We start from the raw sequence: 21,887 nt of genomic DNA, 5'->3' as shown, positions 1-21,887 counted from the left end.
GAGCGTGGCAGGTCAGCGACCCAGAAGCCCGCGATATTTCTCCCGGTCCGCCTGGATCTGGTGGCCCGGGTCGTCGGCCGGTGGCACCCACGTCCACTCGTCCCCGGCGAGCGTGAAATCACCCCGCCCGAGCCGCTCGACCGTCTCCATGACCCAGGTGCGCTCGACCCCCAGCTGCTGCAGCTCCAAGGCCAGTCCCCAGAGGGCGTGCGGGGGTGCGTAGCGGTCGTCGGGCTCCCTCGCGAGCATGCGGTCGAGCTCCTCGAGCCGCACCTCGAGGTGGCGGATCGCCGCCGTCCGGTCGAGCAGGGCGATCAGGCCGAAGGCGGCATGGAAGCCCACCCGGTCGAACAGCGTGACCCGCTCCAGCGACTCGGCGAGGAGCCGGCCCAGCTCCTCGCGGCCGTCCCCGGTGATCTCGTAGACCGCGACCTGGCGGCCGTCGTCCTCGAGGTCGTGGCGGACGACCTGGCCGAGCTTCACCAGGGTGTTGAGGCCGCTGTAGATCGACCCCGGGCCGAGGTTGGCCCACTCGTCGACCTGCCAGGAGCCGAGCTCGCGGCGGATCTGGTAGCCGTTGACCGGCTCGAACAGGGCCACGGCACCGAGGAGCAGCATGCGGGTCGTGTGCGCGGCCATGGCGGGCAGTGTAGGAGCGCCCGTGGGACCCGCCCGGCTGGTCGAGCGAAGTCGAGACCCGGCTGGGTCGAGCGAAGTCGAGACCCGCGGCGGTTGCCGCGGTCGGGGGCGTGCGGCAGGTTGGGGCCATGAGCGGCTCCGAGCATCCCTTCGGCATCGACTTCGGCGGCACCGGCATCAAGGGGGCGCCCGTCGACCTCGAGGCCGGCGACTTCGCCGGGCAGCGCGAGAAGATCAAGACTCCGCAGCCCGCCACGCCGGCCGCCGTGGCGGACGTCTTCCGCGAGCTCATCGAGCGCTTCCCCGTCTCCCCGGCCGCCGTGGGCGTGACGGTGCCAGCCGTCGTACGCCACGGGGTGGTCCAGTCGGCCGCCAACATCGACGAGTCCTGGGTCGGCACCGACGCCGACGCGCTCTTCACCGAGGCGCTGGGCCGGGACGTGCACGTCGTCAACGACGCGGACGCAGCCGGGCTGGCCGAGGCGACGTACGGCGCGGCCCGCGGCGTCAACGGCCTGGTCATCGTGACCACGCTCGGCACGGGCATCGGCTCCGCGCTGATCCACGACGGGGTGCTGGTGCCCAACAGCGAGCTCGGCCACCTCGAGATCGACGGCCACGACGCCGAGTCGCGGGCGGCGAACAGCGCCCGCGAAGCGGAGGACCTGTCGTGGGAGGAGTGGGCCGAGCGGCTGACGACCTACTACCGGACCGTCGAGAAGCTCTTCTCCCCCGACCTCCTCGTCGTCGGCGGCGGGGTCAGCAAGCACTTCGAGGAGTACGCTCCGCTGATCAGGATCGACACCGAGATCGTGCCGGCCACCCTGCTCAACAAGGCCGGCATCGTCGGCGCAGCGCTGGTGGCTGCCCGCGCCTGACCCTCAGATCTCGTGGTGCTTGCCGCTGATGGCGGCGGCGACCCGCTTGGTGACGTCGGGGTGGAAGACGCTCGGGATGATGAACGAGGCGTTCAGCTCCTCGTCGGTCACGACCCGGGCGATGGCGTCGGCGGCGGCGAGCAGCTGGTCGACGGTGATCTCGTCGGCCTTCGCGTCGAGCAGGCCGCGGAAGACACCGGGGAAGGCGAGCACGTTGTTGATCTGGTTGGGGTAGTCGGACCGGCCCGAGGCCACCACGGCCGCCCGCTTGCCGGCTTCCGCCGGGTCGACCTCGGGGTCGGGGTTGGCCAGCGCGAAGACCACGGCGTCGTCGGCCATCTCGTCGATCCACTCGGGCTTGAGCACGCCGGGCGCGGAGACGCCGATGAAGACGTCGGCGCCGGCGAGCACGTCGTGGAGCGAGCCGGTGACGCGGCGCGGGTTGGTGGACTGGGCGAGGGTGAGCTGCGCGGGCGGCAGGCTGGAGTCGTCGGCGGAGAGCGCACCCTGGCGGTCGACCACCACGACGTCGACGGCGCCGGCGGCGAGCAGCAGGGTGACGATCGCCGTGCCGGCCGCACCCGCGCCCGACACCACGATCCGGACGTCGGGCAGTGACTTGGACACGCAGCGCAGCGCGTTGGTCAGCGCGGCGAGCACCACGATCGCCGTGCCGTGCTGGTCGTCGTGGAAGACGGGGATGTCGAGCGACTCCCGCAGCCGGCGCTCGATCTCGAAGCACCGCGGCGCCGCGATGTCCTCGAGGTTGATGCCGCCGAAGCCCGGCGCGATCATCTCGACCGCCTTGACGATCTCGTCGGTGTCCTGGGTCGCCAGGCAGATCGGCCACGCGTCGATGTCGGCGAACCGCTTGAACAGCGCGGCCTTGCCCTCCATCACCGGCAGGGCGGCACCGGGGCCGATGTTGCCCAGGCCGAGCACGGCCGACCCGTCGGTGACGACGGCGACGGTGTTGCCCTTGATCGTCAGCCGGCGCACGTCCTCGGGGTTCTCGTGGATCGCCATCGAGACCCGGCCCACGCCCGGCGTGTAGGCCAGCGACAGGTCGTCGCGGGTCCTGAGCGGCACCTTCGAGGTGACTTCGATCTTGCCGCCGATGTGCAGCAGGAACGTCCGGTCGCTGACCTTGTAGACGTCGACGCCCTCCATCGCCTCGACCGCCGCGACGATCTCCTCGGAGTGCTTGCCGTCGGCCGCCGAGCAGGTCACGTCGAGGACCAGCCGGTCGTGCCGCGACTCGGCGACGTCGATGGCCGTGACGATGCCACCGCCCTCCGCGATCGTGGTCGCGACCTGCCCCACGACCCCGTGGTCGGGGTCGGTGTGGAGGCGCATGGTGATGGAGTACGACGAGGTGGTGGCGGCCATGGCGTCACCTTCCTCCCGTGGAGGCCCTACCGGCAAGTCACCTGCCCCCCGCTACCGTCACACGCATGCAGATCCGAGTCCAGGACAACCCGGGAGCCGGCCGCTTCGAGATCTCACTCGACGGGCAGGTGGTCGGCTTCGCCGACTACACGGTCCGCGACGGCGTGATGACGATGCCGCACACGGTGGTCGACCCGGCGTACGGCGGCCGCGGCCTGGGCACCGAGCTGGTGCGCGTCGCCCTCGAGGAGGCCCGGGATCGCGGCCTGCGGGTCCGGCCGCTGTGCTCCTTCGTCGCGGCGTACATCCGCGACCACCCGGACTACGGCGATCTCGTCGCCTGACACGCGCGGCTCCTCCTCCGACCGTGTGACCGGGCGCCGATCGGGTACCGCACCCGGGACCGCAGAATCCCGCACGGAACAGGAGGAGAGACCCAGATGAGCGTCATCGAGAAGTCCTGCGAGGTCGACGTACCCGTGCGCACGGCGTACGACCAGTGGACCCAGTTCGAGACCTTCCCGCAGTTTATGGAAGGCGTCGAAGAGGTGAAGCAGCTCGACGACAAGCACCTCCACTGGAAGGCGGAGATCGCCGGCGTGAAGCGCGAGTGGGACGCCGAGATCGTCGACCAGACCCCCGACGAGCGGGTGACCTGGCGTGCCGTCTCGGGCAGCAAGAACGACGGCACCGTCTCGTTCGCTCCTGCCGGCGCCGACCACACCCGGGTGACCCTGCGGCTCGACTTCGAGCCCGAGGGGATGATGGAGAAGGCCGGCGACATGCTCAACGTGGTCGACCGCCGCGTCGAGGGTGACCTCGAGCGGTTCAAGGAGTTCATCGAGCACCGCGGCACCGAGACCGGCGCCTGGCGTGGTGACATCAAGCCGACCGGCGAGGTCAACGAGCCGGGCACCACCGGCGGAACAATGGGTGGCACCACCGGCGGAACAATGGGTGGCACCACCGGCACCAGCGGCGGAACCATGGGTGGCACCACGGGCACGACCGGCACGACCGGAACCCCCGGCACCACCGGCCCCACCGGCGGCACGCCGATCTCCTGATCGTCGAGCAACGCCGAAGGCCCCGGGATCTCCCGGGGCCTTCGTCACGTCGGTCCCACGGGGCTGAACCGCCACTCCATGGCGGTGCGGTAGACCTCGCCCGGGCGCAGCACCGCGGATGGCCAGGCCGGCCGGTTCGGAGAGTCCGGGTAGAGCTGGGGCTCCAGGGCGATCCCGTCTCCCTGCCTGTACCGCGCACCACCGGTGGACCGGCGCGTTCCGTCGAGGAAGTTGCCGGTGTAGACCTGCAGGCCCGGCTGGTCGCTCCACAGCTCGAGGCGGGTTCCGGTACGCCGGGAGTCCAGCACGGCGGCCCGGCGGAAGCCCGTGCCGCGCACCACGTAGTTGTGGTCGATGCCGCGCGCGTCGGCCACCTGGGGGTGCTCGGCCCGCAGCGCCGGTCCGACCCTCGCGGCCTGGCGGAAGTCGAAGGGGGTGCCGTCGACCGGGGCGTGCTCACCGAGCGGGATCCCGGTGGCGTCGACCGGGGTGTAGGCGTCGGCTTCCAGCAGCAGGACGTGGCCGTCGATCGTGCCCGCGCCCTCACCGTCGAGGTTGAGGTAGGCGTGGTTGGTCATGTTGAGGACCGTGGTGGCATCCGTCGTGGCCTCCATCGTGACCGCCACGGTGTCGTCGTCCACCCGGTAGCGGACGCTCGCACTCACCGCACCCGGGAAGCCCTGGTCCCCGTCGGGGCTGGTCATCGAGAGGAGCACCTCGTCCGGCCGGTGCTCGACGACGTCCCAGAGGTGGCTGTCGAAGCCCTCCGGTCCGCCGTGCAGGCTGTTGCCGCGGTCGTGGGTGCCGACCTGCACCTCGCGACCGTCGAGCGGGAAGCGCCCAGCCGCGATCCGGTTGGCGTAGCGCCCGATCGTCCCACCGATGTAGTCGCCGCTGGCCAGGCGCTCCGCGACGTCGGGGTGCCCGAGGACCACGTTGCGTCGCACACCGTCTCCGCAGGCCACCTCCAGCCGGTGCACCGTGGCCCCGAGCGCCAGCACCTCGACGACCGGCCCTGGGGCCGAGCCGATGGACAGCAGCCGTACTACGCGCCCATCGGGCAGCTGACCGAAAACGCGGTCTGTGGTCATGGCCCCATCCTGTCGGGTGTCGTGGCTCGAGGGTCTGGCACTGGTGCCCCGGGAGGCGCAGCTCCTCCCGGGACACCAGGTCTGTCACCGGATCCGGACGCGGGCGGCGTCCATGGAGCCGGCGAGGGTCTCGGAGTCGGGGGTCACGATGCGCACGGTGTAGAGGCCGGCGCGGTTCGTCGAGAGGCTCCACCGCGCCCGGCCGTTGTCCGAGAGGTCGAGCCACCCGGACCGGAGCACCTTGCCCCGACGGACCAGCGCGGCGCGCACTCGGTCGGGCACCTGACCCGAGGGATCCGTCGACACGAGCACCCGGGCCGTGACCCGCTCTGCGTCCTTCGAGCGGGCCACGCGGACGTCCGTGTCGGACGTCGCCCTCTCCACCGTCACTGCCACCGTCGTCACCGAGGCCCGGTGCGTGGCGCTGCCGTCGTACCGCACGTGGAGCGCGTGCTCGCCGACACCGAGGCCGGCGGTGTCGATCGCGAGCCGCACTCGGCCGTCGACCAGCTCCCCGGACGCGATCAGCCGGTCACCGGCGACGACGCGGACGGTCCCGACAGGGGCAGTCCCGGCACCGGAGACGCGGACCGAGACCGGCACCGTCGCGCCGTACCGCGCCACCGGGGTGGTGGTGGAGGCTGCTACGGACGACAGTGAGAGCTCCCTGCCGATCCCCGGCACGGCCAGCGAGCTCGCGGGCTCGACGTTGCCGGCCCGGTCCACCGCGCGGTATTCGACGGTCGTGGCTGCGTCGCCGACCTGGAAGGGACCGGCGTACGCCGTCCAGCTGCCCGAGCCGACGCGGGTCTCGATCCGGTGCACGCCCGAGGTCGCGTCTCCTGCCCGCACGGTGACCTGTCGGCCGGCGTCGAGCGTCGCCCGGCTGACGGGGTCCGTCGCGTCGATCCGCACCTCGGTCGTCGCCACCGCCGACCGGTTCCCGGTCGTGTCGAGGGCGCGGGCGGTCACGGTGTGGGTGCCGTCGCCGGAGACCAGCGCCGAGCCAGTGGCACCGGGGGTGGCCGACCACGGAGCGCCGTCGACCGACGTCTCCACGGAGTCGATGCCGGACGCGTCGGTGGCGTGCGCGCTGACGCGGACCGGGTCCGTGGCCCACCAGCCGTCGTCCGCGTCGGCTGCGCCCGTCGACAGCGTGACCACGGGGTCCGCTGCGTCGGTGACGGTGACCGTGGCCACCGGATGGTCCGCCGAGCCGCGGGCGACGGTGCCGCGCACCGTGAACGTCCCCGGGGCTGCGTACGACGTGGGGTCGACGTCGTCCCAGCGCACCTCCACCTTCCCGGTCGAGCCGTCGCCGAGCTCGGCCATCACCGTCGACGGCAGCTGCGGCGCGGCGCCCTGCCGCGTCGTGGCCGTCACGTCGTCGACGGAGGCGACCAGCAGCTCGGGCTGGTAGGCCGCCCGCATCCGGTCGAGCTCGGCCTGGGTGACCGGGATGACCGTGCCGTGCCGTGGGCTGCTGGGCAGGTCGGCGGCGGGGACGGACTGCCAGGCGCCGCTCGCGATGTCGTCGGTGCGGAAGGCGAGGTAGCCCCGACCACCGTGGTAGCTCGGCTGGTCGATGAACATGTACCAGCGGTCCTCGATCTCGTTGTCGGGGAAGACGGTCGGCCCCTCACCCTGGGTGAAGGTGCCACCCCACGGGTTGGGCTGGCCCACGCCGACCCGCTCCTTGACCAGCTGCCAGCCAGGGGCTGACGTCGTGGTGGGGAGCGAGCCCGTCACCGTCGCCCGCAGGTCGGTCGAGCGCTCCTGCCGCGGTGTCATGGACGCCTCGTCCTTCACCACTCGGTAGTAGGTGTCCCCGTCCTTGACGACGGTGGCGTCGATCATGCCGCGACCGGTGCCGCGCTTGACGTCGATCCACGGCTTCGGCTCGCTGAAGGTCACGAAGTCGCGCGTCGTCGCATACATCATCCGCTGGTACGACGTCGCGATGTCGCGACCCGCCTGGTCGGTCGTCGGGTAGAGGGCGGACGCCCAGTAGACGACGTACTCCCCTGCCTCCTCGTCGTAGAACGCCTCCGGCGCCCAGGTGTTGCCGGCGAAGTCCGAGGAGACCTTGATGTGCCGCTGGTCCGACCAGTTCACCAGGTCGGTGGACTCCCAGACCTCGATGTACTTGCTGCCGGTCTCCTGGGCCTGGCCGAAGTCGACGGACGGGTATGCCTTGAGGTCGGTGGCGAGCAGGTAGAACCGGTCTCCCTCGGGGGAGCGGATCAGGAACGGGTCACGCAACCCGCGCTCACCGTGCTCGGAGGCGAGCACCGGCCGGCCGTCGTTGAGCACGTCGTAGTCGAGGGGGTCGTTGCCCCGGCTGGCGCCGAAGTAGATCTTCTCCGCGTCGTCGGTGCTCTCACCGGCGAAGTAGGCGAAGGCGTAGGCCTCGTGGTCGGCGGGCGCCGGCAGCGGCCGGACCCTGACCGTGATCGTCCGGGTGGCGGTCGAGCCGTCCAGCGTGCCGGTCACGGTGAGGGGCACGTCCACGGGGTCGCTGCCGTGGGCGGGCCGGGTGACCTCGCCTGAGTCGGTGACCACGGCGGGGTTGCCGGAGGACCAGGTCAGGGTGGTCCCGTGCAGGCCGGAGCCCGGCAGGGTGAGGTTGCCGCGCACGTCGTCGGGGTGGACCAGGGCGACGGCGTCGACCGCCTCCTGCGCCTTGCCGGCGTCGTCGAGCTCCTCGGCCAGCACCGTCACGGAGAACGGTCCTGCCGGTCGGCTCACGTCGCCTCGGGTGACGGTGGCCGTGAGCGTTGCCCGGCCGTCGGGCTGGCCGTACGGCGGGCGGTGGACCGTGCCGTCGGCCTCGACCACCGCGGCGTCGCTCGTCGCCCAGGACACGCTGGTGCCGCGCGGTCCGGTGCCGGGCAGTGCCAGGTCGCTGGTGACCGCCGTGGTGTCGCCCAGGGTCAGCGCCGCGGCATCGGCCTCGGCCGCCGCCACGTTGGTGTCCTGGGCGCTGGCGGACGCCTCCTCGGCGGTCAGCGCCCGGGAGTAGATCCGGAAGTCACGCAGCCGGCCCTTGAACGAGAAGTCCTCGGCATACGCCGAGCGGCCCAGCACGTTGCGCGTGGTGGTGCCGTCCGGCGTGCCCATGAGCCCGGGGTTGGTGGTGAGGTTGGTGTTCGACGCGACCAGCACGCCGTCCTCGTAGAGCCGGGAGGCGCCGGGAGCGGCCGGGGTGCCGCCGTCGATGCTGAACGTCACGTGCTTCCACACGCCACGGGTCAGCCCGCCCACGCGGCTCGCGCTCTGCTCGGTGCCGTGCCCGTTCTCGGCGACGGTGGCGCGCAGCCGGCCGCCGTCGTCGCTGTCGGTGACGAACAGGTAGCCGGTGCCGTTCGGCCAGGCCGCGGAGTTGCCGAGGTTGAAGATGAAGTTGTTGCCCGACGGCGTGGTGTCGACCCACACGTCGAAGTCGACAGTGACCTCCTGGAGGCCGGCCAGCAGGTTGTTCGGGAGGGTGATCGCGTTGCCGCTGCTGTTGCCGCCGCCGCTGAAGGTGAACCCGTCACCGGAGTTCCACGTGGCCGCCCCCACGACGGCGCCGTGGCGGCCGTTGCCGGAGGAGTCGGTGGCGACGGTCCCGGAGGACTCGTCGAGCTTCCACCAGCCCACCAGGTCGGAGGTCAGGTCTCCCTCGGCGCCCGCCGCCGGACCGGCGCCCGGGACGACACCGCCCATCGACGCTGCCAGGGCCAGCGCCCCGACCGCCCACGCGCGCGCGACGCCGCTCAGCCTCGTCCTCATCATGGTCCGGTTCTCCTTCGTCGTGCTCGCGCGGCTCATCGGCCGGCTCCGGTCACTCGCAGGACGGTCTTGTCCGACGAGGACGCGACCGTCGACGAGCCCGAGTAGGTCGCGGTGAGGTGGTAACGGCCCAGGGGCAGGCGGGGCAGGACAGCCCTGCCCTTGCCCTCCGCGAGCCGGACGACACGTGTGCCGACGACCCGGCCGTCCTTGCGGATCTTCACCCTGACCACGCCCTCGGGCTCGACCGGGGCGGCCACGGTGACCGTGGCGGTTGCCTTCTTCCGGGGCGGCACCGTGCGGGGCCGCACGGTCACCCTGGTGGTCGAGGTGGCCTTGGTGACGATCAGGGAGACGGTGTCCTGGGACGCCGCCCGGGCGCTGTCGCCGCCGTACCGCACGGTCAGCGCGTGGCTGCCGACGCCCAGCTCGACCGACGGCACGGCGAGGACCGCCCGGCCGTCGACGAGCGTGGCCGTGGCGACGGTGCCCGACGCGGCCGCGAGGGTCACCGCACCGGTCGGGGTGGCGCCCTCGGTGCTGACCGAGACCTCGACCCGGACCGGGCGGCCCAGGGGCACGGGGTCCTCGACCGGGACCGCCGCCGTCACGGTGGTGGCGAGCTGCGCCCCGGCGGCCGGGACGTCCAGCGTGCCCGGCTGCTCCATCCGCCCGAGCCGGTCCACGGCGCGGAAGTCGACCGTGGTCGCCCCCGCACCGACCTGGAAGGGCTGGTCGTAGGACGCCCACGCACCGCCGCCGAGGCGGTAGTCGACGCGCTCGACCCCGGAGCCGGAGTCCGCCGCCGTCAGTGAGATGACGCGGGACCCCTGGTTGAAGGCGGCGCGGGTCACCGGCGCCGTGGCGTCGATGCCCACGACCAGCGGGCGGATCTCCCCGACGTTGCCGGCCGGGTCCACCGCGCGCACCTTCACCGTGTGCGTGCCGTCGCCCGCCACCGACACCTCGCCCGAGTCGCCCGGGATCCTGGTCCACGGGCCGTCGTCGACCGCCACCTCGAGGCGCTCGACCCTCCGGTCGTCGGAGGCGGCCACGTGCACGGTCGCGGGGTCGCCGTACCAGCCGTTCACGCCGTCACCGACCACCGACAGCTCGTCCACGACCGGCGCGACGCCGTCCGCGGTGTGCATGCGCAGGAAGGTGACCGACGCGGCCGGGAACTCGTACTCGAACGAGCTCGAGATCCCCTGGACCTCACGGGTCCGCGGCTTGATGAGGTCCGGAGCGGCCTTGGTGTTGGTGGCCGTGGTCGAGGGTGCCGCCAGCGTGGTGACCGTGGCGGTCGGCTGGATCTCCGCACCGGCGATCTCGACCCGGGTGCGGACCGGGCTGGTGGACGTGTTGACCACCTTGGCCACCAGGTCACCGGTCCGCTCGTCCCGGGTGACGACCTGGAACACCTTGGCCGGGGGCGCCGGCTGGTCGTAGCTCATCTGCAGCTGACCGTCGAGGTAGAGCTCGATGTGCGTGCCCTCGACGACGACCTTCACGCGGTAGGTCTGGCCGGTCGTGAGGCTGTGGCCCTCGATGGCCTTGACCTCGTTCGCACTGCCACCCGTGGCCCGCTGGAGGACGGAACGGGTGTTGTTCCAGCCGCCGAGGTTCCACCAGTAGAAGTTGTTGGCGCCCGTGGCGCCGAAGCCGACCAGGAAGCCCTCGCTGCCGGCGAGCTTGGTCGCGTCGAGCTCGAGGGTGTAGTTGCTCCAGTCCTTGGCGTAGGCGCCGGTGACGATGCTGCGGGCGTCGTTCACGGTCGTGGACGACTGCACGTAGCGACCGCCGGCGGCTGCCCACGAGCCGCGCTGCGGCGACCACTGGGAGGCGTTGTCGAACTGGTCGGAGAACAGGGTCTCCCCGGTGTCGTTCGAGGTCACCGTGACGTTGTCGTAGGCCGCCGACGTCGACCACGTCGAGAGGAAGACGCCTCCGGAGATGTCCTCGGCCGCGTTCACCGGGCCGTCGAACGTGCTCGGCGCGACCTCGTCGCCCACGTTGTTGCCGAAGAGCTTCTGGACCTCCCAGTTGGGGGTCTCCCAGGACTCGTCGTTGTCGAACCAGATCGCGTCCGGGCTCCACTGGACGTGGGACTCGTTGGAGAGCAGCGGCGCGTAGGAGGCGAGCCGGACCACGTCGGCGTTGCGCTGGAGGGCGGTCATGTACGACGCCTCGGCCAGCGCGTTGCCCCACGTGTTGCCCCGGGAGGCGTACTCACCGAGGAACACCTTCGGGCCCTCGCGGTCGTAGCTGTCGTAGCGGTGGTGGTTCTCGAGGAACCACTGCGGGTCGTTGTAGTAGTGCTCGTCGACCATGTCGACCTGCTGCGCCCGGTTGTAGTCCCAGAGCGTGTCGAAACGGGCGCCGGCGTCGTCCGGACCGGAGTTGGAGATGATCGTGATGTCGGGGTACTTCGCCTCGATCGCGTCCCGGAACTCCGGGAAGTTCTGCTCGAACGTGGTGGTGTTCTCCTCGTTGCCGAGGCCGATCATCTCCAGCCCGAACGGCTCGGGGTGTCCGAGCGCCGCGCGCCTGGCGCCCCACTCGGTGTCGGTGCCGCCGTTGGCGAACTCGATCAGGTCGACCGTGTCGTCGACCCACCGGTCGATCATCGCGGGGTCGTGCATCTCGGGGATGTTGCTCCCGCAGCCGTTGGCGCCGACGGAGACGACCGGCAGCGGCTCCGCGCCGAGGTCCTCGGCGAGTTCGAAGTATTCGAGGTAGCCGATGCCGTAGGACTGGTTGTAGCCCCAGAAGTTCCAGTTGGCCGGACGCTCCTCGACCGGGCCGATGGTCTCCTTCCACTGGTAGGTCCGGCGACGGTCGGTGTAGCCGCTCTCCTCGTAGGTGCGGAAGGTGCCGACGTTGGTGACGCAGCCGCCGGGGAACCGGACGAACGACGGCTTCATCGCCGCGATCTTCTCGGCGAGGTCCTTGCGCAGCACGGAGCGGCCGTTGACCGGACCGACCCACGTGTCGTGCGGCATCAGCGAGATCATGTCCAGCCCGATGACGGACTGGGCGCCGGCGAGCACGGTGAGCCGGCCGGCGTCGGTGGTGGAGCCGGGGGTCAGCGTGAACGGGTACTTCTTCCAGGTGTCGGTGCCGTCCAGCGCGACGCTCGCCGAGGCCAGGGTGGCGTCACCGGCGGCGTTCTCGATCTTCACGGTCAGCTGCTGGGCAGTCGCGCTCCGGGCCCAGAGGTACCCGTCGTACGAGGTGCCGGCCTTGACCGCGAACCCGTTGTTGTAGCCGATGTTGCGCAGGCCGTCGCCGGCAGCTGCGGCGGTGAGCCGCATGTAGTTGCGGTTCATCGCGTTGAGGCGGGCCGCGTCGTTCACCACGGCCCCCGTGGTGCCGGCGCCGCTGCGGTCCAGCACCTGCCACGCGGTCATCCCGGTGAAGGAGCCGTTGTCGGAGCTGTTGAACTCGAAGGACCGGTTGCGGACAAGCTCGGCGTACAGGCCGCCGTCCGCGGCGTAGTTGATGTCCTCGTAGAAGATGCCGAACATCGTGTCGCTGATGGACGCGCCCGTGCCCTCTCCGTCGATGTCGAGGGTGGCGAGGCTGTCGTCGACCTCGGAGAGCAGGAAGCGGACCGCGTCGGCCTCCGCGCCGGTCACGAGGGCACCGTCGGCGCCGCGCGTGACGTACGACGCCCGGGCGGCCGCGTCGCGGAGCACGACCTTCCCGCCTCCCGCGTCGGTGATGCGCAGGGGCGTGGGCACGGCGTCGGCCGCACCCAGGACGAGGGCACCGCCCTGCAGCACGAGCGGGGCGTCGTCGGTGCGGATCGCGACCGCACCGTCGCCGAGGTCCGTGGCGTGCAGGCGCAGGCTGGCGGTGGGCTGGTCGGCCGTCAGCGCCAGCGCGCTCCCGTCGACCACGAGGTACGGCGCCTCGCCGGCGCCCTGGAGCACGAAGGCGCCCTGCGGCGCGACGTCGGCCCCGGGGGTGTGCTCGAGGGTGAAGTTGTCGAACGCCGCGGGCAGGACGGTGCCGTCCTGGGCCGCCAGGGCGTAGAGACCGACCTGCGTGGTGTCGAAGGAGACGTCGGTCGTGCCGGCCGTCACCCACGCGGACCCGCTCCAGTAGCTCGAGGTGATCGTGTCGCCCACCCGCTGGAGACGGAGCCTCTCGGCCGTGGAGCCCGGGCGGTCGGCGAAGCTCACTGCCCGGAACGACCCGCCGGTCTCGACGTCGGTCTCGATCGCGGTGCCGGACGGGGAGAGCCCGCCGACGAAGGTCAGCCCGGACCGGACGTAGTTGTCCATGTCCTGCCAGGCGATCAGGCCGGCTCCCTGGTAGACCTTCGCGACGGCGGCGGAGACCTCGACGGTCGCGCTGAAGTCCCCCTCGGGGACGTCGAGCACGGCGACGTTCCTGGCTGTGTTGACCGTCTGGTAGGTGTCACCGGGCTGTCCCGCGATCCGCAGGGCGCCGTCGGAGACGGCCACCTTGCCCGGGTCGGGGTTGACCAGCGTCCAGCGCGCGTCGAGCGCGCTGCCCTCGAACGTGTCGGTCCAGGTGACCAGGTCGTCAGCTGCGGCGACCGGGCCGGCGGTGCTCGCCACGGTGGCGAGTCCGGCGGCCAGGACGGCGACCGCGGTCATGGCGGCTGACGTGCGGGGGGCGATCTTCATGGTGGTCCTCTGGGTCGGGGGTCCAGGTGTGGTCTCCGTCCGTGTGACGGCCACCACACGCGAGTGTTAGCGCTAACACCTCGGGAGTCAAGACCTTGGAGCGGACTGTTGACGGGAAAGGTGATGGCGGTCACACTCTCGGTGTTAGCGCTCACATACCTGAGGACTCCCGATGCCCGTCGTGCCCCCGACCGTGCCCCCCTGTCCCCCGACCCGGCGTGCCCTCGTCACCAGCCTGGTGCTCGCCGTGCTGGCCGGCCTGTTGCTCGCGCTCCCCCCGGCAGCCGCCGCTGCGCCGTCGACCGCCGGGCTCGTCCTCCACTACCCCCTGACCGGATCCGGGGCCACCGCCGACGACGTGTCCTCCACCAACCGCGACGCCGCGATCGTCGGTGGGGCCGCCCAAGGGGCCGGGGGGCTGGTCCTCGACGGCGTCGACGACTACGTGAAGCTGCCCAACAACGCCATCGCCGGGCTGACCTCGATCACCGTCTCCTTCGACGTCAAGATCGACAAGACGCAGCAGGGCGCGTTCTTCCTCTACAGCTTCGGCAACACCTCCGGCAACGACGGCAACGGCTACCTGGGCGCCCTCGCCAACCGCTTCCGCAACACGATCGCGAGCGGCAACTGGACCACCGAGCAGAACACCCAGCCGGCCACGGACCGCAACCTCGCGCGTGGTGTGTGGAAGACCGTGACCTACACCCAGACCGGCTCCACCGGAGTGCTCTACGAGGACGGCGTCGAGGTCGGGCGCAACACAGGCATCACCATCACTCCCGGCAGCATCGGCGGAGGCACCACCACGGCCAACTACATCGGCAACTCGCCGTACGTGCCCGACACGACCCTCAAGGGCACGGTCCGCGACTTCCGCGTCTACAACCGGGCACTCGACGCCGCCGAGGTCGCCGACCTGACGCCCAGCGACGCCTCTCGCGTCACAGCCGACACCGCCGCGCTGGACCTCGGAGACCTCTCGGCCGTGACGAGCAACCTCACGCTGCCCACCGCCGGTGAGAACGGCTCCACGATCGCCTGGACCTCGAGCCACCCCGACGTCATCGCCTCTTCCGGCGCCGTCACCCGTCCCTCAGCACTGGAGGACCCGGTCGAGGTCACCCTCACCGCCACCGTGAGCCGCGGCGGGGCGACCGGGACGCGATCCTTCGAGGCCACCGTGCTCCCCGAGGAGGACGACGAGGCCAAGGCCGATGACGCGGCGGCTGCCCTGTCCCTGGTCCACCCGGACGACGTGCGCGGCCACCTGACGCTGCCGGACTCCGGCCGCCACGGCGCGACGGTCACCTGGGTCTCCTCCGCGCCCACAACCGTCACGACCGACGGCATCGTGACCCGACCCCCTGACGGCGCCGGGGACACCCAGGTGACGCTGACCGCCACCGTGGCCGTGGGCGGGGCGACCGCCACCCGCAACTTCCAGCTGACGGTCCGCGAGCTGCCCGAGGCCGCTGCCTACGAGGGCTACGCCTTCAGCTACTTCACCGGCAACTCCGTCGCCGGCGAGAAGATCTACTTCGCGGCCAGCCGCGGCAACGACGCACTCGAGTGGGACGAGCTCAACGACGGAAGGCCCGTCCTCGAGTCGACGATGGGTGAGCTGGGCCTTCGCGACCCGTTCCTCATCCGCTCCCCCGAGGGTGACCGGTTCTTCCTGATCGCCACCGACCTCTCCATCGGCCGCAACGGCGACTGGGACCGCTCCCAGCGCACTGGCAGCCGCTACCTCGAGGTCTGGGAGTCCACCGACCTGGTGAACTGGTCCGAGCAGCGTCATGTCCTGGTGTCGCCGCCGACCGCGGGCAACACCTGGGCCCCGGAGGCCTACTGGGACGAGACGCTCCAGCAGTACGTCGTGTTCTGGGCTTCCAAGCTGTACGCCGAGAACGACCCCAACCACACCGGCAGCACGTACAACCGGATGCTCTACGCCACGACCCGTGACTTCGTCACCTTCAGCGAGGCGAAGGTCTGGCAGGACCGCGGCGAGTCGCGCATCGACTCCACCGTGATCAAGGAGAACGGCACCTACTACCGCTTCACCAAGGACGAGGGCGGCGGCGGCACCGGCTGCTCCGACATCATCCAGGAGAAGTCGACCTCGTTGACCGCCGTCGACCGGCCGGGCAACCCGGCGTGGGAGTTCATGGTCGGCTGCATCGGCCGCGAGGCCGGCACGTCGGCCGTGGAGGGCCCGACCGTCTTCGAGGCCAACCCGGGCGACACCTCGGGCTCGCCCTACTACCTGTTCGTCGACGAGTACGGCGGCCGCGGCTACATCCCGCTGGGCACCGACGACCTCGAGGCCCCGGACTGGCAGGTGGCCGACGACTACAACCTGCCCGCCAGCCCCCGCCACGGCACGGTCATCCCGGTCACCAAGGCAGAGCTCGACGTGCTCCGCGAGGGGATCGTCGTCCCCGAGCCGCCCACGCCGGTCGAGGCCGACGAGAACGGGCTGGTCGCCCACTACGAGCTCGATGAGACGTCCGGCACCACGGCGACCGACAGCTCGGGCCACGGCTACGACGGGACCGTCAGCGGTGACGCGACCTGGGCCGACGGCGGGCTCACGCTCGGCGGCACCAACGGCCACGTGGAGCTGCCCGACAACATGATGACCGGCCTCGAGGCGATCACCGTCTCGACCGAGGTGTGGGTCGACCCGAGCCAGCCGACGCCGTACTTCATCTGGGGCATGGGCAACACCGACGGTGGTGGCACCGGCAACGGCTATCTGTTCACCACCGGCAACGCCTACAGATCCTCGATCGCCACCGGCAACTGGACCACGGAGCAGACCGCCACCTCGGGGGCCAACCTGGCTCGTGGAGCCTGGAAGACGCTGACCTACACGCTGGCGGACCAGACGGCCAGGATCTACCTCGACAGCATCAAGGTCGGCGAGAAGACCGGCGTCACGATCAAGCCCGGAGACATCGGGGACGGTCGCACCACCGCCAACTACATCGGTCGCTCCGTCTACTCCGGGGACAAGTACCTCAAGGGCAAGGTCCGCGACTTCAGCATCTACAACCGGGCCCTGACGGCCGCCGAGGTCAGGGAGATGGCCGCGGACAAGAGCGCCATCCTCGGCGTGGAGCTCGACAGCCTCAAGGTGCCGGCGATCATCGACGCCGCCATCTCGACCGTCACCCTGCCGGTGGAGCCCGGCACCGACCTGACGAGCCTGGACCCGGCGTACGACGTGGTGACGGGCTCGAGCGTCGACGCCGACGGACCGGCCGACTACAGCTCGCCGCGCACGGTGACGGTCACCACGGCGGCCGGTGCCACCCGGGCCTGGACGGTGCGGGCGGTCGAGATGAAGTCGCCGCTCCTGCCGGGGTTCTACGCCGATCCGAACATCGCCGAGTTCGACGGCACCTACTACCTCTACGCGACCACCGACGGCTACCCCGGCTGGGGCGGCAAGGACTTCTACGTCTGGAAGTCCTCCAACCTGGTCGACTGGGAGAGGTCGGCGGAGCCGTTCCTGACCCTCGACGGCGCCAACGGCAACGTCCCGTGGGCCACCGGCAACGCGTGGGCGCCGACGATCATCGAGCGCGGCGGGAAGTACTACTTCTACTTCTCCGGGCACAACCCGTCGGTCAACCGCAAGACGATCGGCGTCGCCGTGGCCGACAGCCCCGAGGGCCCGTTCACCGCACAGCCGAACGCGATGATCCTCAACAACGAGGCGGTCACGTCCGGCCAGGCGATCGACCCGGCTGCGTTCAAGGACCCGCAGACCGGCAAGCACTACCTCTTCTGGGGCAACGGCTCGCCCGTGTACGCCGAGCTGGCAGACGACATGGTCTCCATCAAGCCCGGCACCATCAAGCGGATCTCCGGGCTGACCGACTTCCGGGAGGGCACGTTCCTCAACTTCCGCGACGGCCTCTACCACCTGACGTACTCGATCGACGACACCGGCTCGCCCGACTACCGGGTCGGCTACGCGACCAGCACGAGCGTCGACGGGCCGTGGACCTACCGGGGCGTCATCCTGGAGAAGGACGCGTCACAGGGGATCCTCGGCACCGGGCACAGCTCGATCGTCCAGGTCCCGGGCACGGACGAGTGGTACATCGCCTATCACCGGTTCGGCATGCCCGGCGGTGACGGGACCCACCGGGAGACCACCCTCGACCGGCTGTCCTTCGGCGCCGACGGCCTCATGCAGAAGGTCGTCCCGACCCTGGAGTCGATCGAGCCGCTCGGCTTCGAGGGCTCGGTCCCGACCGCCGTGGTGTCCGACGCGGGATCCGCGGGCTGGTACGGCGCCGACGCCACCCTCACCCTGACCGCGGAGGACACGGTGGAGACGGTGCAGTACCGGCTCGGGGCGGGCGAGTGGACGGCGTACGCCACGCCGGTGCCGCTGCCGGGCGGCTCGTACGACGTCCGCTACCGCGCCCGGGGCACGAACCTGCAGTGGAGCCCGGACCAGGTCCTCCCGGTCAAGGTCGATCCCACGCTGCCGGCGGTCACGGGTGCGCAGAGCCAGCGCCAGGTGACCCTCACGGCGAGCGACGCCGACTCCGGTGTGGCCGTGGTCGAATACCGCATCGACGGCGGAAGCTGGCTTGCCTACACCGCCCCGTTCCAGGTCGACGGCGCGCGGCACGACGTCGACTACCGGGCGACGGACGTCGCGGGCAACCAGTCCCTCCCGGGCACCCTGCGTGTGGAGGCGGCCCCCAGCGGCCCCGCCCCGTCGCCGGTCTCCACGTCCGCGCCGCAGGTCAGCGGCAAGGCGGTCGTCGGTGGGACGCTGAGCACCACGGCGGGCGGCTGGGACCAGCCAGGTCTCTCCTTCGCCTACCAGTGGCTGCGCGACGGGATCCCCGTCACCGGTGCCACGAAGTCGAGTCTCCTGCTGGAGGCCGCCGACATCGGGCATCGCATGTCGATCCAGGTCACGGCGACCCGGGACGGCGCAGCCCCGGCCACGGCACGGTCCGCGGCCACATCCCCGGTGGCCAAGGCAGCAGCACGGGTCAAGCTGGGGATCTCCGACCCGACACCGGAGGCGGGGGCGCGGACCCGGGTCACCGTCCGCGTGACCACCACCCCGTCGACCGTCGACCCCACCGGTCGGGTGAAGGTGCTGGTGGACGGCGAGCTGGTCGGCAGGGTCCGCGTGACCACCGACGGCACGGCGACCCTGACGCTCACCTTCGCCGCCGGGACGCACAAGGTCGTGGTGAAGTACACGGGCTCGCCGACGGTCTCCCAGGCCTTGGCGGAGCGCCGGGTGCGCGCCCGGCGTTGACCTGCCGACGCCCCGGGCGGCCGGCCGCTCCCCACTGGCCGCCCGGGGCGTTCGCGCGTGTTCTTCAGCCGAGGGTGCCGGTGTCGATGACGAAGCGGTAGCGGACGTCGGAGGCGAGGACACGCTCGTACGCCTCGTTGACCTGGTCCGCGGCAATGATCTCGATCTCGGCGCCGATGCCGTGGTCGGCGCAGAAGTCGAGCATCTCCTGGGTCAGGGCGATGCCGCCGATCATGGATCCGGCGAAGGACCGGCGGGCGCCGATGAGCGACATGACGTGCACGCTCAGCGGCTCGGCCGGTGCTCCGACGTTGACGAGCGTGCCGTCGACGGCGAGCAGGCCGAGGTAGGCGTCGAGCTCGATGCTGGCGCTGACCGTGTTGACGATCAGGTCGAAGCGACCGGCGAGCTGCTCGAACGTGGCGGGGTCTGAGGTGGCGTAGTACTCCTCCGCGCCGAGGCGGAGACCGTCCTCCTGCTTCTTCAGCGACTGGGAGAGGACAGTGACCTCGGCCCCGAGTGCATGGGCGATCTTGACCGCCAGGTGTCCCAGTCCGCCGAGCCCGACGATCGCGACCTTCTTGCCTGGACCGGCACCCCAGCGACGGAGCGGTGCGTAGGTGGTGATGCCCGCGCACAGCAAGGGTGCTGCCGCAGCCGAGTCGATCCCGTCGGGGACGGAGAGGACGTAGTCGGCGTCCACGACCACGTGGGAGGAGTAGCCGCCCTGGGTGGTGGTGCCGTCACGGTCGGTGCCGGCGTAGGTGGGGACCATGCCGTCGAGGCAGTACTGCTCGTCGCCGTTGCGGCAGTTGGCGCACTCGCCGCAGGAGTTGACCATGCACCCGACCCCGACGCGGTCGCCGACCTGGTGCCTGGTGACGTCGGGGCCGACCTCGGTGACGGTGCCGACGATCTCGTGCCCGGGCACGACCGGGAACGGCTGAGGCCCCCAGTCGCCGTTGACGGTGTGGATGTCGGAGTGGCAGATGCCGGCGTACTCGATCTCGATGAGGACGTCGTGGGGACCGACATCGCGGCGCTCGATGGTGATCGGGGCCAGCGGCTGGCCGGACGCCGGAGCGGCGTAGGCGTTGACGTGCATGGTGTGTTCCTTTTCTCTGGACGCGTTAGCGCGTGACGTGGGCGCACCTGTCCTGCGGACCGGGCGGTCCGCCGGGGCACAGTCGGTGCGGGTTAGTGCTTCCTGGGCCGCTTGAGCTGGTCGGCCAGCGTGCGCGCTTCGGCGGACAAGAGCTCGGCGCGTGGAGCGTCGTCTGCCTCGATCGCGCGCCAGTAGTCGATCTTCAGCCGGACGTAGCGCTGGCGCAGGGCGATCTGCCCTGCTTCATACGCCAACCGGCGCTCCTGCTCGGAGAGCAGCCCGACCTGCTCGCCGGCTGCCGCAGGTCCGCGCTGCGCGTTCGCCATGTACTGGCGCATGTCTTCCACGGACATGCCGGTCGAGGCCAGGCAGGCGACCCACATGAGCTGGTCGAGGTCGTCCTCGTCGTAGACCCGGTGCTTGCTGGTCGCACCGCGGCTGATCGGCGCGATCACGCCGATCGATTCGTAGTAGCGCAACGTGCTGGCCGGAAGCCCGGTCAGGGCCGCGGCTTCCTTGATCGTGTAGGTGTGCTGGGTCGTCGGTGCGCTCACGTCATCGACGGTAGGAACTTCAAGTACTTGAAGTCAAAGGTCGCGCGTGTCACATAGGGCAACCGGCAGGGCCCGCAGACGCGAAGACACCGCGACGGCTCGGCCGTCGCGGTGTCCGCAGAGAGGGGTGACAGGTCTCAGGAGCCGCGCCGGCCGACGCCCGACTCGGCCGATGACTCATGCTCGAGCTGCTCGATCTCCTCGACGAGCTCGGCGGGAGGTGGCGGGGTCGCTTCGCTCTTCTCCGCACCTGCGCCGCCGGACCCGGCCGTGCGCCGCTTGTTCCAGACGTCGAAGGCGACGGCGGCGAGCAGCACCAGGCCCTTGATCGCCTGCTGCCAGTCGATGGAGACGCCCATCAGGGACATGCCGTTGTTGAGCACACCCATCACGAGGCCACCGATGATCGCGCCCACCACCGTGCCGACGCCTCCGGTGACGGCGGCACCGCCGATGAACGCCGCCGCGATGGCGTCCAGCTCGAAGTTGACGCCGGCCTTGGGGTTGGCCGCAGTGAGGCGGGCGGTCGTCACCAGCCCCGCGAGACCAGCCAGGAGGCCCATGTTGGTCATGACCAGGAAGTCCACCCGCCGGGTGTTGACGCCGGACATGGTGGCCGCGTCGACGTTGCCGCCGATGGCGTAGACGTGGCGGCCGAACACCGTGCGCGTCATGACGAACGTGTAGATGCCGATCAGGGCGAAGAGGATCAGCCCGACGATCGGCAGGCCTCGGGCGTCCGCCAGGAGGTAGGCGAACTCCATCACGACGGCGCCGATGACGACCTGCTTCAGCGCGAACAGCGGGAACGGCAGGACCTCGAAGTTGTACCGCTTCGCGGCAGCCCGACGGCGGAGGTCCAGCACCACGAGGACTGCCACCACCACGACGCCCAGCAGCATGGTCAGGTTGTGGAGGTCGGTGTCCGGCCCGACCTCCGGCAGGAAGCCGTTGCCCATCTTCTTGAAGTTCTCGGGCAGGCCCCCGACGGTCTTGCCCTCGAGGATGACCAGGGTCAGCCCGCGGAACAGCAGCATGCTGGCCAGCGTGACGATGAAGGCCGGGATGCCGACGTAGGCGACCCAGAACCCGTGCCAGGCGCCGATCAGCGCCCCGACCGCCAGGCAGATGACCACGGCGAGGAACCACGGGACGTCGTAGTTGGTCATCAGGATCGCGCCGGTGGCCCCGACGAAGGCCGCCACCGAGCCGACCGAGAGGTCGATGTGGCGGGCCACGATGACGATGACCATGCCGATGGCCAGGATCAGGATCTGCGCGTTCTGCACGACCAGGTTGGACACGTTGATGGGCTTGAGCAGCACGCCCTCGGTCGTCCGCTGGAAGAGCAGGACGATCGCCGCGAGGGCGATGATCATGCCGTACTGGCGCACGTTGCCGCGCAGGATGGTGGTGAGGGTGGTCAT

12 protein-coding genes are annotated in these 21,887 nt (G+C 70.9%); 4 read left to right on the top strand and 8 right to left on the bottom strand.

Annotation, left to right across the window (positions count from 1 at the left end; genetic code table 11):
* Positions 1 to 12: 12 nt before the first annotated feature.
* Complete coding sequence (locus DDE18_RS12235; protein ID WP_245916650.1) at positions 13 to 639, bottom strand: PadR family transcriptional regulator; 627 nt, start codon at positions 637 to 639, stop codon at positions 13 to 15.
* Positions 640 to 767: 128 nt separating this feature from the next.
* Between DDE18_RS12235 and ppgK the strand changes: the two genes are divergently transcribed.
* Positions 768 to 1,517: a polyphosphate--glucose phosphotransferase gene (ppgK, locus tag DDE18_RS12230; RefSeq protein ID WP_116572563.1), complete on the top strand. Its 750-nt coding sequence runs from the start codon at positions 768 to 770 to the stop codon at positions 1,515 to 1,517.
* 3 nt (positions 1,518 to 1,520) lie between these two features.
* Here ppgK and DDE18_RS12225 read toward each other — a convergent pair whose 3' ends face one another.
* The gene (locus DDE18_RS12225) at positions 1,521 to 2,906 is read right to left on the bottom strand and encodes an NAD-dependent malic enzyme (RefSeq protein WP_116572562.1); all 1,386 of its coding nucleotides are present in this window, start codon (positions 2,904 to 2,906) and stop codon (positions 1,521 to 1,523) included.
* A gap of 65 nt (positions 2,907 to 2,971) precedes the next feature.
* Between DDE18_RS12225 and DDE18_RS12220 the strand changes: the two genes are divergently transcribed.
* Positions 2,972 to 3,250, top strand: a complete 279-nt coding sequence (locus tag DDE18_RS12220) for a GNAT family N-acetyltransferase (protein WP_116572561.1) — start codon at positions 2,972 to 2,974, stop codon at positions 3,248 to 3,250.
* A 96-nt stretch (positions 3,251 to 3,346) separates the two neighbouring features.
* Positions 3,347 to 3,973, top strand: a complete 627-nt coding sequence (locus DDE18_RS12215) for an SRPBCC family protein (protein ID WP_116572560.1) — start codon at positions 3,347 to 3,349, stop codon at positions 3,971 to 3,973.
* A 44-nt stretch (positions 3,974 to 4,017) separates the two neighbouring features.
* On the opposite strand, the gene DDE18_RS12210 is transcribed toward DDE18_RS12215, so the two are convergent.
* The 3 genes from DDE18_RS12210 to DDE18_RS12200 all read right to left on the bottom strand — a co-directional run bounded on the left by DDE18_RS12210 (position 4,018) and on the right by DDE18_RS12200 (position 13,496).
* The gene (locus tag DDE18_RS12210; protein ID WP_116572559.1) at positions 4,018 to 5,064 is read right to left on the bottom strand and encodes an aldose epimerase family protein; all 1,047 of its coding nucleotides are present in this window, start codon (positions 5,062 to 5,064) and stop codon (positions 4,018 to 4,020) included.
* 84 nt (positions 5,065 to 5,148) lie between these two features.
* Complete coding sequence (locus tag DDE18_RS12205) at positions 5,149 to 8,841, bottom strand: immunoglobulin-like domain-containing protein (protein ID WP_165821137.1); 3,693 nt, start codon at positions 8,839 to 8,841, stop codon at positions 5,149 to 5,151.
* Positions 8,842 to 8,873: 32 nt separating this feature from the next.
* Positions 8,874 to 13,496, bottom strand: a complete 4,623-nt coding sequence (locus DDE18_RS12200; RefSeq protein ID WP_116572557.1) for an alpha-L-arabinofuranosidase C-terminal domain-containing protein — start codon at positions 13,494 to 13,496, stop codon at positions 8,874 to 8,876.
* Positions 13,497 to 13,668: 172 nt separating this feature from the next.
* On the opposite strand from DDE18_RS12200, the gene DDE18_RS12195 reads away from it, so the two are divergent.
* The gene (locus DDE18_RS12195; protein ID WP_116572556.1) at positions 13,669 to 18,801 is read left to right on the top strand and encodes a family 43 glycosylhydrolase; all 5,133 of its coding nucleotides are present in this window, start codon (positions 13,669 to 13,671) and stop codon (positions 18,799 to 18,801) included.
* A 64-nt stretch (positions 18,802 to 18,865) separates the two neighbouring features.
* On the opposite strand, the gene DDE18_RS12190 is transcribed toward DDE18_RS12195, so the two are convergent.
* From DDE18_RS12190 to mmsB, 3 genes are all read right to left on the bottom strand, one after another.
* Complete coding sequence (locus tag DDE18_RS12190; RefSeq protein ID WP_116572555.1) at positions 18,866 to 19,906, bottom strand: NAD(P)-dependent alcohol dehydrogenase; 1,041 nt, start codon at positions 19,904 to 19,906, stop codon at positions 18,866 to 18,868.
* A 92-nt stretch (positions 19,907 to 19,998) separates the two neighbouring features.
* Positions 19,999 to 20,460, bottom strand: a complete 462-nt coding sequence (locus DDE18_RS12185; protein ID WP_116572554.1) for a MerR family transcriptional regulator — start codon at positions 20,458 to 20,460, stop codon at positions 19,999 to 20,001.
* A gap of 137 nt (positions 20,461 to 20,597) precedes the next feature.
* On the bottom strand, positions 20,598 to 21,887 hold the full coding sequence (gene mmsB, locus DDE18_RS12180) for a multiple monosaccharide ABC transporter permease (RefSeq protein ID WP_116572553.1): 1,290 nt from the start codon (positions 21,885 to 21,887) through the stop codon (positions 20,598 to 20,600).

This window comes from Nocardioides gansuensis (assembly GCF_003076135.1).
Classification (GTDB): Bacteria; Actinomycetota; Actinomycetes; order Propionibacteriales; family Nocardioidaceae; genus Nocardioides; species Nocardioides gansuensis.
Note: the sequence above shows the minus strand (reverse complement) of the source record. Positions and strands in the feature narration are given on the sequence as shown.

What these genes read in the sequence shown, in the direction of transcription:
- DDE18_RS12235 (WP_245916650.1), bottom strand. Translation starts at nt 639, where the DNA reads ATGGCCGCGCACACGACCCGCATGCTGCTCCTCGGTGCCGTGGCCCTG.
- DDE18_RS12225 (WP_116572562.1), bottom strand. Translation starts at nt 2,906, where the DNA reads ATGGCCGCCACCACCTCGTCGTACTCCATCACCATGCGCCTCCACACC.
- DDE18_RS12210 (WP_116572559.1), bottom strand. Translation starts at nt 5,064, where the DNA reads ATGACCACAGACCGCGTTTTCGGTCAGCTGCCCGATGGGCGCGTAGTA.
- DDE18_RS12195 (WP_116572556.1), top strand. Translation starts at nt 13,669, where the DNA reads ATGCCCGTCGTGCCCCCGACCGTGCCCCCCTGTCCCCCGACCCGGCGT.
- DDE18_RS12205 (WP_165821137.1), bottom strand. Translation starts at nt 8,841, where the DNA reads ATGATGAGGACGAGGCTGAGCGGCGTCGCGCGCGCGTGGGCGGTCGGG.
- ppgK (WP_116572563.1), top strand. Translation starts at nt 768, where the DNA reads ATGAGCGGCTCCGAGCATCCCTTCGGCATCGACTTCGGCGGCACCGGC.
- DDE18_RS12200 (WP_116572557.1), bottom strand. Translation starts at nt 13,496, where the DNA reads ATGAAGATCGCCCCCCGCACGTCAGCCGCCATGACCGCGGTCGCCGTC.
- DDE18_RS12215 (WP_116572560.1), top strand. Translation starts at nt 3,347, where the DNA reads ATGAGCGTCATCGAGAAGTCCTGCGAGGTCGACGTACCCGTGCGCACG.
- DDE18_RS12220 (WP_116572561.1), top strand. Translation starts at nt 2,972, where the DNA reads ATGCAGATCCGAGTCCAGGACAACCCGGGAGCCGGCCGCTTCGAGATC.
- DDE18_RS12190 (WP_116572555.1), bottom strand. Translation starts at nt 19,906, where the DNA reads ATGCACGTCAACGCCTACGCCGCTCCGGCGTCCGGCCAGCCGCTGGCC.
- mmsB (WP_116572553.1), bottom strand. Translation starts at nt 21,887, where the DNA reads ATGACCACCCTCACCACCATCCTGCGCGGCAACGTGCGCCAGTACGGC.